The sequence below is a fragment of the Cognatishimia sp. 1_MG-2023 genome (assembly GCF_030548175.1).
Taxonomy (GTDB): domain Bacteria; phylum Pseudomonadota; class Alphaproteobacteria; order Rhodobacterales; family Rhodobacteraceae; genus Cognatishimia.
The window spans coordinates 22,389-34,727 of record NZ_JAUORX010000008.1 but is presented as its reverse complement, the minus strand read 5'-3'; the positions used below and the strand labels follow the sequence as shown (position 1 = coordinate 34,727).

Genomic DNA, 12,339 nt, shown 5'->3' with positions numbered 1-12,339 from the left:
CCCGCGAATCGGGTCCCCTTATCCTGCATTTGGGTACCATTGATCCCGTATTTAGGTTCCTTACATCCCGGAATCGGATACCCTTCGTCCTGATTTCAGGTTCCCAAACACATCTAACCTATTGATAACAAATCAATTCTCAGCCGCAAATTCTTTAAAGTCCTAAAAGGAATTAAACTCTTTGTTGGGTGCTATTTTGATTATCAACATAGGTTTCGCCGCGAAACCTCCAGCTAAATCCCAGAATTTACCGAACTATGCTGACGCGATGCTGGTTCATTAACAATATGTGCGCTACTCTAAGGCATATCCTCAAAACAGGCGTACATAACATGAGGCAACGAAAGTGAGCAAAGCTCCCACACCTCCCCTGCCCCCCTATCTGAACCTAGATCCAGAGGCAGCAGCCAAGAAGCTCCCCGACCCTATCGACACCACACGATTCGCGAAAGCCGCCGCATTCTGCGGAAAAGGCCGCGAAGACATGGCTCGTAGGGGTTACGCTCCAGATGGTGAAAAGCGACTCCGCAAGTTCTCGACATGGGAGATCACCAAATACCTGATCCCCGTCGCCCCCGCACATTTACGGCGCGTACTAAAAGCCCACCCTGAATTACCTCAGGGCGAAGGATCCGGTGGATCGAAGTGGTTCACCCTCGAAGAGGTGCTTTCGCTGCGAAACCATTTCGCCAACGAAGGTGTCAGCACAAAGGAATACCTGCCCTACCGTCCCAAAGACGTCCCAGCCAAAGTCGTCGCTGTCGCGAATTTCAAAGGCGGTGTTGGTAAAACCTCAACCGCCGCTCACCTTGCTATGTCTGCGGCTTTGGACGGTTACAAAGTGCTGGTGATTGATCTGGATTCCCAAGGCTCCATGACCTCCATTCTGGGCGGCAAAGTTCCTGATGAATGGTCCACGGTCTTTCCCTTGATTGCCAAGGATTACGCCAAAGCCGTCGTTGCCGAAAACGAAGTTCGCGCTGCTGGTGGTCAGGCGGAAATCCCGTTGGACGAAACGCTAAAGGAATCGCTGAACGTCACCTCCAAAGACGTCATTCAGAAAACCCACTGGCCCAACATTGATCTAATCGGTGCGCAGCTCAATTTGTATTGGGCGGAATTCCAAATTCCCGTTTGGCGCATGGGTCTACGCAATTGGCCGCTTTGGGATGGTCTAACAAACTTCCTGAACGACGAGGGCGTTTTGGATGACTACGACATCGTCTTCCTCGATACCCCCCCTGCCCTTGGTTACCTAACCATTAACGGTTTAGCCGCCGCTGACATTCTGTTGGTTCCGCTAGGTGCCTCGTTCTTGGAATTTGACTCCACGGGTCGTTTCTTTGACATGCTCTACTCTACATTCGCCAGCATCGAAGACGGTGAAAACGCGGCCGCACGGGCGGCCGGTTTACCAGAGCTTAAGTTTGAATGGGATGTAGTCAGGGCGATCGTCACCCGTTTTGATGCCAGCCAACAAACCGATATGGCAAATGTGATTCAGGCCTACTTTGGCGATTTCATGAATGCATATCGGCAGGATTACACCGCACTTGTCGGCCAAGCTGGTGAGCAGGTGAATGGCATCTACGAAGCGGATTATCGGGACTTTAACCGCGACACCTACGTTCGGGGCCGTGAAACCTTTGACCGCACCTATGCGGAATTCAAAGAGCTTCTGATCGGCAGTTGGTGGCGCGATACGCAAATGGAGGATGAGTGATGGCACGACGCAGACGTCTGGTCGCCCCTGATCAAAGTGAACTTGAAAAACTAGACGAAGGTTTCGCCGCGAAACCTCCGTTAGGTCAATCTATGACACCGCCCATCGCCCAGGTCGCGGGCGAGGCGGCTGCCCTTTCGGGCATGAGCAATGTTGCTGACCGTGTCGAAGCGGCCAAAGATTCTGCAGACGCGGAAAAATGGCGCGAGGCGGACGGTGCAGGGCGGGTGGCCTATGCCATTCCAACGGATGAGATTCAGAACGACTATCTGCGTCGTGATCGAATACTAGATAGCCCGGAATCCCGCGCCGAACTTTTGGCATCTATCCAAGCACACGGGTTACGGACGCCAATTGAGGTCATGAAAATTGATGACGGATATGGTCTTATTGCTGGGCACCGGCGTTTGCTGGCATTTCGAATGTTGGCCATCAAAGATCCGAGTTTCGCGACGATACCGGCGTTTATTCGTAAGCCAAAAGATAGCGCTGCGGCCTATCAGAATATGGTCGAAGAAAACGAAGTTCGCGCGAACCTAAGCCATTACGAGCGTGGACGGATCACGGTTCTGGCCACACAAAACGGCGTGTTTGAATCTGTTGATGACGCCGTGAATTGCTTGTTTGAACATGGGTCTAAATCCAAACGATCCAAAGTGCGCAGTTTCGCTGCGGTGCACGAGGGGCTGGGCGACTTGCTCCAACATCCGATTGATATGACCGAACGCTTGGGTCTTCGTTTGGCAACTGCTTTGCGTGACGGCGCGCAGAGCGAGCTTCGGGCAGCAATCAGCGGTCAAGATTTTCGCGTTGCGGCACAAGAGGTCAAAGCATTGGAAGCTGTGCTGAATTCGCGTGAGCTAACGGAGAAGGATCCGGCGCGCGGTGGACGTCCAGCCGAGGTGACGAAGACTCCGGTGATTAAACTTAACGGTGGTGGCCTGCTTCAGGCACAGATGTCGCCGCAGGGGTTTAAGATTGATCTGAAGGGCCGCGAGGTCGACACCGAAACGGCTAAGATTATTCTGGAGCAAATTCAGAAAATCCTGTCTTAAAACACAAAGGGAGGTTTCGCCGCGAAACCTCCCTTTGCTTTGTGAGCCCTTACCAGGGAAAATTATTGCACAATAATGTGCGTTAGAATTCCAAGTATTTGTTGTAAAAACAGAAGAGCAGTCCGCGCGACATTTCCTGATTAGCCGTGTTTAGGGCGGATGGTGGCGACAAGCTCTGCCACTTTGATCCCAAACTTACGCATCTGAGAACGATTTAGGATCGTCCCGTTTTCCATCAAGTACATCCAATCCACGACATTCAGAACATGCCCACCAGCATCTGGCGCGAGCTTTAGGCGATAAGTCATCCGTGTTGTCGCGCCAACGGATAGGCCATGCATCTTTCCAATGATGTCATCTGCGGTGCCCGAAAACTGACCATCTTTGCCAAGTGTCAGGTGCCACTCGCGCTGCTGAATGCCGCCGCTGGCAAAGGCAAAGTCTTCTTTCAGAATGCCTTGCCCACCGTCCCAAGAACCGTCCATGTCAGCGACAAATCTAGACACTATTCGGCCCATAGGGCCAAAAATGATGCCTTCGGAAATCATCTCGCCAGACAGGTGTTCGCAAATGTTTAGCGGCGGTTCGGTTCCTGCGTATTCGCTAGGGTTTTGTCCTTTGAACCCAATACGTTTAAGCATGTGCGAGTTCCACTTGGACAACGTCTGTATGACCAACCGCAAAAGATGCGGCGCAGATTTCTAGGTAGAATAGCCAATTGCGCAAGAAGGCTTGGCCGTAGCCGAGCTCGTGGATTTTGGCGGTTTCGCTGCGAATTCGTTCGGCCCAGATGCGGCAGGTTTGGGCGTAATCTTGGCCAAAGGCGAAGTTGTCTTTGACGGTTAGGCCTGCTTGTCGTGCTTGGTCTGAAATCACGGCATCTGACAATAACATGCCACCAGGAAAGGTGTATTGGCGGATATAGTCCGATCCTTTGCGATAAAGATCGAAGTAGGAATCTTGGACGGTGATCGCCTGTACAACAGCGCGGCCGCCTTCGGCTAGTCGCGATTTGAGTGTGGAGAAATAGCTGGGCCAGTAACGTTCGCCGACGGCTTCGATCATTTCGATTGAGACGATGTTATCAAACAGCCCGGTTGATTTGCGGTAATCTAAGAGTTGGATGTCAGCACGATCGTCGAGGCGGGCCTCGGCGTAACCTTTTTGGCTGGGAGAGATGGTGAGGCCGGTCACGTGGCGGCCTTGATCTGCTGCGCGTTCGGCGAAGCCACCCCAACCGCAACCGACCTCTAGCACGCGTTCACCTGAAGACAGCCGATTGAGGACACGATCATATTTCTTGAGCTGGCCGCGCTCTAAATCAGTCTCTGTTCCAGCGAAAAGCGCGGAAGAATAGGTCATCGATGGGTCGAGCCATAGCTGGTAAAATTCGTTTCCAACGTCGTAATGCGATTGGATGTTCTTAGATGCGCCACGGACTGAATTGATGCGCAGTATGCGATCTATGATCAGGAACTTGAGTTGGTTCAACCGGCTCGGGTTTGCGAAGTTGGTGAAGGTGTTGAGGTTTCGCAGCGCGACTGTGATAAGGTTTTCGATAGATGAGGTTTCCCAAAGTCCCGCTACATAGGTTTCCCCCATACCTACATCGCCGCGCGCGGCCATGGCTGTGACGACGGACCAGTCGCTGATATGCATATCCGCTTGTGGGCCAGAAGATCCGAAATCGTAGGTTTCCCCATCAGGTGTGCGGAGATGCAGGCGGCCAATGGTGATTTGGTTACAGCATTCTAGGAATTCGGATTTCACCGCATTGGTTAGAACAGTCATCCTGAGATCTCCTTTTCTGGCGGGGTCGGGCGTGTGCGGTAGCGTGCGCCGTGGAGTTTGAGGCGCAAGGCCTGCCAATAGATTAGTACGATTGTGCGTAATGGACCAAATGGGCGGCGTAAGGCTGCCCATAAAATGGCGCGGTTTGTAAGCGGGAGGCGTGGACCGGTGAGATTTGCAAAGAGCGTCTCTGTTCCATTTTCCATCTGGATTTTGATGTGCAGTTTTTCATTTAAGATATTGAAATTAAACAAGTAAATTCCATTTATCTCTTGAAAGGGAGATACGTGCATTTGTTTTTGGGCAGAAATCGTGTTTCCTGGTGTAATAGGCTCGAAATTTGGCCGGTGGCATAGATAGCTGTGGCGGTCGCCGAAGGTATTGTTAACCTCTGCAATGGCGGCTTTGAGGTGAGCGCCCTCGAATGCCAACCAGAAGCTGATGGGGTTGAAGATATAGCCAAGGAAGCGTGGTTGCGTCAGGAGCAGTATTTCAGCGTTTGGCAGGCCTGCCTGTGTGAAAACATCCTGTGCCCAATCTACGCCGCGCCCATCGCCTCTGGGGCCGCCGTGGTGCTTGTCGTGGACCGAGGTCAAGTTGAAGCGGTTGCGGGAGAACAAGAGTGGGTTTTCTATCGATTTAGGGTCGATCAGGACATAGTCCACGGAATAGGTAAAGCTACGCTTTAGGTCGCCGCCACGCGTATGCGTCGTGCACGCAGGGATGTGTTGTGGGCGGGTCATGCGGCGGCAATCTGATACGGGGTTTCATTTAAGGCCTTGGCGACACGGACGGCGCTGGCAAAGCCGTCTTCGTGGAACCCATGGCGCAGATAGGCGCCGGCGAACCACGTGTTATTGTGCCCTTGGATGGAGGCAATTGCAGATTGGGCGCGTAGGGCAGGGCGATCAAAGACCGGATGGCGAAAGGTTTTTTCGTCGTAAATTAGACTCTGTTTAGGGGGTTTTGCGGGATTTAGGGTGACAAATAGCGGATCGTCTTCGCGGATGTTTTGGAGCCGGTTCATCCAATAGGTCACGCCGATTTCGGATCGGTCATCAATGGCATCTGCTTTGTAGACCCAGCTGGACCAGCACGCGCGTCGCTGGGGCATTTGCGTTGGGTCGGCGTGTAGAACCATGTGGTTGTCTTGATACCGCAGGGCGGATAATGCCGCGGTTTCTTGTGCGGTTGGATTGCTGATCATGCGCAGGCTGTCATCAGAGTGGCTGGCAAAGACGACCTCGTCAAAATGCTCTGTCGCGCAATTGGGTGCTTGGATCGCGACGCCATTTGCGGTGCGATGAACGGCTGACACGGGCGTGCCTGTGCGCAATGTAACGCCTTGGATGGTCAGGCGTTGGGTTAGTCGGCGGACATATTCGATGCTGCCACCTTTGACGGTCCACCATTGATGTTGGCCGGTTGCGCTAAGCAAGGCGTGGTTGCGAAAGAAGCGAACGAGTGATCGAGCAGGGAAGCTGTTGATCTCTTCGGGTGGGGTGGACCAGATCGCGCCGCAGATTGGCATCAGGTAGTAGCGTCGAAACCATTCACCGAGCTGCATGTCAGTGACCAGCTCGCCAATTGTTGTCGCGTCAGAATCTGCACGGCTTTCGGCCCCTTTGTTAAACCGCATGATGTCATTAACCATGCGAAAGAAAGAGGGGCGCAACAGGTTGCGCTTTTGTCCGATCAAAGCTGCGAAATCACGCAGGCCGTATTCGACTGCGCCGTTGTCGATGGTGGCCCCAAAGCTCATGTCGCTTTTGACAACCGGTACATCTAGGTCTCGGAACATGCGGGTGAGGTGAGGGTAATTCACATAGTTAAACACGATAAACCCGGTATCGACCGGTTGATTACCATGTTTGCCTGCCATCACTGTACGGGCGTGGCCACCAAGTTGAGGGGCCGCTTCGAATAGAGTGACATTATGCTGGCCTGCCAAAAGATAGGCCGTGGCCATCCCGGATATACCGCCGCCAATAATCGCAATGCGTTTGGAGGGGGCGGGTGGGGCGTCAAAGGACATGTGTTCTCCTGCTGTCTTTATTGATTTTACGGCAAAAATCCGAAATCGGATCAAAAAAATGATCCAAAGCTTGGCGGGCTGCGTAGACATAGTATGCTGAACTTAGAACAACCCCTTCGTGAGACGCGCCAGACCACCGCTGTGGTGGGATCTGCGGCCTGTAGAAAATGGGATCGTGTGGAAGAAAAAGACCAGCTGGACTATTCGGACCAAACGCGTTGGATGATGGCCGTGCAGGCCAAGCGTGATCGCGTGGCCTTTGGTCAGTTGTTTGATTTTTACGCGCCGCGATTAAAGGGATTTGTGATGCGGACTGGTGTGCCGAGCGCGCAGGCCGAGGACATCGTTCAAGAGGTGATGCTAACGGTTTGGCGAAAGGCCGCGCAGTTTGATCCGCATCGCGCCCAAGTCAGCAGTTGGATTTATCAGATCGCGCGGAATCGTCAGATTGATGTGTTGCGTCGCGAAAATCGGGTGATGCCCGAAGAGCTAACGCAAGAGGCTGATCTGACGGAAGACGCCAGCCAAATTGTGGCGCTTGAACAAGAAACAGAAACGTTGCGTGCGGCCTTGGCAGGATTGAAGCCGGGACAGCGCGAAATGGTTGAAAAGGCGTATTTGGGTGAGTTGTCCCATAGCGAGATTCAAGCAGAGACGGGCTTGCCGCTGGGAACCATCAAATCACGTATACGGTTGGGGCTGGAAAAGCTTCGCCATGAGCTTAAGGAATTGAGAAACGCATGACGGCGATTTCGCATCATATATCAGAGCCGCTGATGGTGGCCTATGCGGCAGGCAATCTGGCCGAACCCTATGCGCTGGTGGTGGCGACACATATTTCGATGTGTGACGAATGCCGGGCGCGTATGGCTGCGCATGAATGCGCGGGCGGTGTTTTATTAGAGGGCACAGGCGGGCAGGCGGTGTCTGGCGATTTGAAAGATCGCGTGCTTTCCGGATTGGATACCGAGGTAAAAGAAGCGCCGGTCTATGCGCGGTCTGGAGTGTTTCCCGGCCCCGTGATGGCTGCGTTGAAGGGCAAACCGCCACAGTGGAAATCCTTGGGCTTTGGTGTGCGGCAGCAGATTTTGCAGTCGTCCGGAAAAGGATCCGTTCGGTTGTTGTACATTCCCGGGGGGCAAGCGGTGCCAGATCATAGTCATGATGGGCTAGAGCTGACCTTGGTATTGCAAGGTGCGTTCAGTGACGAGAGTGGGCGCTTTGGGGTGGGCGATCTAGAGATCGCGGACGATGATGTGGATCACGCACCAATGGCAGAACATGGCGAGGTTTGTATTTGTCTTGCCGCCACCAGTGCGCCTTTGCGATTCAACTCTTGGATGCCACGGCTGTTTCAGCCGCTGTTCCGCATCTAGCGCCGCATTCTGTGTAATTGTGTTTTGGCAGACCAGAGCACGATACGGGAATAGAGTTTGTGGAATCCCATGAGAGCGCGGGTTGAGAAGCGGAGTTTAATCTCTCCATTTTCGGATGCTTCGGGAACTAAGGCAGACCCGAAATAGAGGCGTGTGGTCTCTTCGGATGTTCTGGATACCATCATCCAAGTTCGGATGCCTCCGCTTGCAGCCTTTAAAATGATCTGGGTTTCGTCACGCTGATCAACGGTCCAAAGCGCGATTTTGTTGGCGGTGCCATTGGCGACGGCGGCAACATCTGCTGCGGTGGATCTTGCTGATATCAGAGCCAATAAGCGCCGCTCAAGTCGTAGGACTGGAGAGCCAAAGAATGCACTAATAAATTCGCTGATCGAAACGTCCTCTGAAATAGCCGTAACAAAACAATCTGTATAATTGCCCTCGCGATGCGTTAGATCTTCTAAAAATGTGGTGTTGGGAATGGGGCAGGGGGCAACGTTGAACATTATCTTAACTCCATACGGTAACGTATGTTTGTGGCATGTGCGATCTGAGGTCAACGCACAAAACGTCACATGCCTAAAAGCTTTCGGTGTTCTTTCCGTGTCATTCCAGTAAGATCAGATTAGCACGTAAGAGTGCGTGTGACGGCTCGACCTATCTGAAAGAGACTTTCGATGAAGCAAGTGCCTAAAGAAACAACCGATGATGCCCTGATCCAAGAGTTCCTGAACAAAGGTGGAATTGTGAAAAAGGGAAAGACCAAGCCAATGCCTGCCGATATGGGCATTAGTAAAAACACTTGGAATATGAAGCTGACCAAAGAAGAAAAAGCGGCGCGGAACAAGAAAGACTAAGTCTGCCTGCCGTTTTTGCTTGATCCAAATACCTTGGGGTCTGGGGCAAAGCCCCAGTCTGTGTTTGGCCACAAAAAAACCCGCAGCGCTTGCTGCGGGCTTTTGAACAGTATTTCTAACGACTAATTATAAGAACGCAGCCATTGCGCGGCCTGTGTCGATCATGCGGTTAGAGAAGCCCCATTCGTTATCGTACCAGCTGACCACACGTACCAGGCCTTCGGATGTCACAGATGTCTGTGGTGCCGCGAAGGTAGAGGAGTGTGGGTCGTGGTTGAAGTCGATGGAAACCAGTGGGCGATCTTCGTACGCGAGAACACCTTTCAGCGCGCCTTCGGATGCTTCTTTGATCGCTGCGTTGACCGCTTCGACAGATGTTTCTTTTTCCGGAACGAAAGTCAGATCAACCAAAGAGACGTTTGCTGTTGGAACGCGGATTGCGGAGCCTTCCAAACGGCCTTTTAGGTGTGGCAGAACTTCGGAAATCGCACGAGCCGCGCCAGTCGATGTTGGGATCATGGAAACCGCGGCTGCCCGCGCGCGATACAGGTCTTTGTGTGCAGCATCGTGTGTAGGCTGATCGCCAGTGTAGGCGTGGATCGTGGTCATATAGCCCGTTTTGATGCCAAATGCTGTGTCCAGCACTTGGGCGACAGGTGCCAAGCAGTTCGTGGTGCAAGATGCGTTGGAAACGATGATGTCGTTCGCTGTTAGCTCTTGATGGTTCACACCGAAAACAACCGTGCGATCAACTTCTTTACCGGGTGCAGAGATCAAAACACGTTTGGAGCCGTTTTTCAGATGCTTGGAGGCTGTCTCATGCGTTGTGAAAATGCCGGTGCATTCGTACGCGATGTCGACGCCTTCCCAAGGAAGTTCTTCTGGATTGCGGATCGCTGTCAGTTTGATGTCTTGGTTACCAACTTTGATGCGGTCACCGTCGACAACGACGTCTGCTTTTAGGCGGCCATGCACGGAATCAAAGGCTAGCAAATGTGCCAGTGTTTCTGCCGGAGCCAAATCGTTGATTGCGACGACGTTCACGTCGGTCACATCATTTTCGATGATTGCGCGCAATACGTTGCGCCCGATACGGCCAAAACCGTTGATTGCGATGTTCAGGGTCATCCTGGATCTCCGATCTAGTAAATACTTCGCTGATGCCAAAGGCTGTTAGCGATAACGTTGCGCAAACCGTTATCGCTAACGATATCGAAAATCAAGCCGATTTGCGAAGGTAAAGTTTTTTGGCGGTTCTTAGGAATGCGGGTTGAAGTTTGATTGCGGGTCAATGACGATGCGCGCATGACCAAACGGCTGAACTTAAAAGATGTTGCGGAAATTGTGGGTGTCAGTGAAATGACGGCCAGCCGTGCATTGCGCGGAGCGCCGGATGTTTCGGAAAAGACCCGGCGCAAAGTAGAAGAAGCTGCGCGCGAGATGGGTTATGTACCGAATCGCATTGCTGGCAGTCTGTCGTCGCAATCGGTGAACTTGGTGGCCGTGGTTGTACCATCGTTGAATAGCTACGTTTTCCCTGAAGTGCTTTCGGGGATTTCAGCGGTTCTGAAAGAAAGCCCATTGAAGCCGGTTGTCGGAGTATCGGGTTACGATCTTGACGAAGAAGAAAGTGTTATCCGTGAAATGCTAAGTTGGCGGCCATCTGGTTTGGTTGTCGCCGGTTTGGAACACACGGAAACCACACGCAATATGCTGCGCAATGCGCATTGTCCGGTTGTTGAGGTCATGGATACTGACGGTGATCCCGTATGCCATTGTGTCGGTATTTCGCATTTAGATGCGGGCCGAGACATGGCGCACCAGATATTGGCGCAGGGATATAAGCGGATCGGCTTTATCGGAACCAAGATGCCGCAAGACTTTCGTGCGCTTAAACGGCTTGAAGGATTTAAAGTAGGGTTGGCAGAGCAGGGTGTAACCATGGTGGATGAGACCTTGTACGCAGGGGACTCGTCTATCCAGAATGGGCGCGCATTAACGGCCAAGTTGCTTGCGCGGACGCCGCATTTGGATTGCATCTATTATTCTAGCGATGTGATGTCGGTTGGAGGCTATATGCATTGCCTCGCCGAGGGCCTCTCTATTCCAGGTGATGTGGCATTGGCTGGTTTTAACAACTTGCAGATTCTTGAGGGGCTGCCGCTGGAGCTGGCAACAACGGATGCGTGTCGGCGCGAAATTGGAACGCGGGCTGCAGAGATCATCTTGCAAGGTGAAGCGGCGCAAAACGACGGTTGGGTGTTTGAGAAGATGCAATCGCGTGTGACGCTGGGCAAATCTTTGTAGATATTCGATTTCGCGTTTCGCGGGAATCGGCGTAGGCTGATTGGGTCATGACGTCGGACCCCGAGAAACCCTTGGATGATTACGAAGACGGAGTGCTGCCACCATCTGTTTATGATGCGCCGCAGACACCCGAAGAAGAGCTATGGTTTTTACCTGGCCCTCCCGAAGATTTTGCCCCCGGCGATAGCCCTTTGCTGTTTGCCAATCGCAGCCATTTACAGGGCGCTTTGAATTGGGACATTGCCGAACGGGCGCAATATCGTGCGTTGGTATCTGCTGCTGAAGCTGTTGCACGGTTTGGGGCGCGAATGGCCGCTTTGCCCCCGGATGTAATGGAACGGATTGCACTGCAAACGGTTTCTGCGGTGTTGCGCGCTGAAGGTGTTTGGTTGAATCCAGAACATATCGCGTTGTTCCGCGCGTTGCGGGCCAGTTCACAAGATCAGACGCGCGATCTTGAGCGTGCTTCTTGGGCAGTGCGGCGGTTGATTGCTCTGCGGCATGGCGGGGTTTTAGACGAAGGATTGCATGCGTTTTTGGGGCGACGAAAGCAAAGGGATGCGAGCGAACTGTTGGGTGATGATCAGCCGATGGGCGCTGAATTGGACGAAATGGGTGAAGAGTGGCGGCGAAAAATACAAGAGGCCGGTGATTTGCATCGTCTGACACGCGCTGCGTGCGGATTGTTTTTATGGCGGCGGTTAGAGATTACACCGATTGATGCGGCGCTTGAACCGATGATAGCAGCGGGTTTATTGGGGGCTGGTGACAGCGCACCGTTTCTGCCGTTGCCTGAAGGTATGCCGCAAATTTACGCCCATGCCAAAGATCCGGCAGAGGCCTTGGGGCGATTTTATGCGACCGTGGAACAGGGGGCATTGGCCGCCATGTTGGAAATGGATCGCCTGGTCAACTGGCGGAAAAAAGCGCAAGGCGTGACCAGTGATTTGAGCGGTAAGACACCGCGCAGTGTGATTGATACCGCGTTGAGATTTCCGGTTTTTTCGGCAGAATTGGCGGCGCGAATGGCGCAAAGCTCGAACATGTCAGCACGCCGGAGTCTGAACCTTTTGCAGGATCGTGGGTTGTTGAAAGAGGTCACGGGCCAACAGCGGTATCGCTTTTGGGCGGCACGGCTTTGAGTGCAGCAGGCTTGACGGATTGAGATTCCTGACCAACAATCAACAAACGCGAC

Annotated in this window: 13 protein-coding genes; 7 read left to right on the top strand and 6 right to left on the bottom strand. The window is 52.9% G+C overall.

The window, feature by feature from the left end; all coding sequences use genetic code 11:
• The first annotated feature begins 346 nt into the window (after window positions 1-346).
• Together Q4544_RS13295 and Q4544_RS13290 are read left to right on the top strand one after the other, a co-directional pair.
• Window positions 347-1,723, top strand: coding sequence for an AAA family ATPase (locus tag Q4544_RS13295; protein WP_303507012.1), 1,377 nt, complete (start codon window positions 347-349; stop codon window positions 1,721-1,723).
• Window positions 1,723-2,778, top strand: a complete 1,056-nt coding sequence (locus Q4544_RS13290; protein ID WP_303507010.1) for a ParB N-terminal domain-containing protein — start codon at window positions 1,723-1,725, stop codon at window positions 2,776-2,778. The genes Q4544_RS13295 and Q4544_RS13290 overlap by 1 nt, the downstream gene beginning before the upstream one ends.
• Before the next feature lie 140 nt (window positions 2,779-2,918).
• On the opposite strand, the gene Q4544_RS13285 is transcribed toward Q4544_RS13290, so the two are convergent.
• From Q4544_RS13285 to Q4544_RS13270, 4 genes are read right to left on the bottom strand one after another with little or no spacing between them, the layout of a single operon-like run.
• Entirely contained in the window at window positions 2,919-3,419 is a 501-nt protein-coding gene (locus Q4544_RS13285; RefSeq protein WP_303507008.1) for a DUF3833 domain-containing protein, read from the bottom strand.
• A complete protein-coding gene (locus Q4544_RS13280; protein ID WP_303507006.1) occupies window positions 3,412-4,569 on the bottom strand; it encodes a cyclopropane-fatty-acyl-phospholipid synthase family protein in 1,158 nt (385 codons plus the stop codon). The genes Q4544_RS13285 and Q4544_RS13280 overlap by 8 nt, the downstream gene beginning before the upstream one ends.
• Complete coding sequence (locus Q4544_RS13275) at window positions 4,566-5,312, bottom strand: DUF1365 domain-containing protein (RefSeq protein WP_303507004.1); 747 nt, start codon at window positions 5,310-5,312, stop codon at window positions 4,566-4,568. The genes Q4544_RS13280 and Q4544_RS13275 overlap by 4 nt, the downstream gene beginning before the upstream one ends.
• A complete protein-coding gene (locus Q4544_RS13270; RefSeq protein ID WP_303507002.1) occupies window positions 5,309-6,604 on the bottom strand; it encodes an NAD(P)/FAD-dependent oxidoreductase in 1,296 nt (431 codons plus the stop codon). Before Q4544_RS13270 ends, Q4544_RS13275 begins: the two co-directional genes overlap by 4 nt.
• Window positions 6,605-6,697: 93 nt before the next feature.
• On the opposite strand from Q4544_RS13270, the gene Q4544_RS13265 reads away from it, so the two are divergent.
• Window positions 6,698-7,348 (top strand): sigma-70 family RNA polymerase sigma factor, encoded by a 651-nt coding sequence (locus Q4544_RS13265; protein WP_407063047.1) that lies wholly within the window; start codon window positions 6,698-6,700, stop codon window positions 7,346-7,348.
• A complete protein-coding gene (locus Q4544_RS13260; RefSeq protein ID WP_303506999.1) occupies window positions 7,345-7,980 on the top strand; it encodes a ChrR family anti-sigma-E factor in 636 nt (211 codons plus the stop codon). Before Q4544_RS13265 ends, Q4544_RS13260 begins: the two co-directional genes overlap by 4 nt.
• Here Q4544_RS13260 and Q4544_RS13255 read toward each other — a convergent pair.
• Window positions 7,977-8,486, bottom strand: coding sequence for a hypothetical protein (locus tag Q4544_RS13255; RefSeq protein ID WP_303506997.1), 510 nt, complete (start codon window positions 8,484-8,486; stop codon window positions 7,977-7,979). The two genes, Q4544_RS13260 and Q4544_RS13255, sit on opposite strands and share 4 nt — an antisense overlap.
• 171 nt (window positions 8,487-8,657) lie before the next feature.
• Here Q4544_RS13255 and Q4544_RS13250 point away from each other — a divergent pair, with 171 nt between their 5' ends.
• Entirely contained in the window at window positions 8,658-8,837 is a 180-nt protein-coding gene (locus Q4544_RS13250) for a hypothetical protein (protein ID WP_303506996.1), read from the top strand.
• 126 nt (window positions 8,838-8,963) lie between these two features.
• Here the strand turns inward: Q4544_RS13250 and gap are convergent, their stop codons facing one another.
• Window positions 8,964-9,965 (bottom strand): type I glyceraldehyde-3-phosphate dehydrogenase, encoded by a 1,002-nt coding sequence (gap, locus tag Q4544_RS13245; RefSeq protein ID WP_303506994.1) that lies wholly within the window; start codon window positions 9,963-9,965, stop codon window positions 8,964-8,966.
• 177 nt (window positions 9,966-10,142) lie between these two features.
• Between gap and Q4544_RS13240 the strand changes: the two genes are divergently transcribed.
• Together Q4544_RS13240 and Q4544_RS13235 are read left to right on the top strand one after the other, a co-directional pair.
• Window positions 10,143-11,144, top strand: a complete 1,002-nt coding sequence (locus Q4544_RS13240; RefSeq protein ID WP_303506992.1) for a LacI family DNA-binding transcriptional regulator — start codon at window positions 10,143-10,145, stop codon at window positions 11,142-11,144.
• 47 nt (window positions 11,145-11,191) lie between these two features.
• On the top strand, window positions 11,192-12,286 hold the full coding sequence (locus Q4544_RS13235; RefSeq protein WP_303506990.1) for a hypothetical protein: 1,095 nt from the start codon (window positions 11,192-11,194) through the stop codon (window positions 12,284-12,286).
• The last annotated feature ends 53 nt before the right edge of the window (window positions 12,287-12,339 follow it).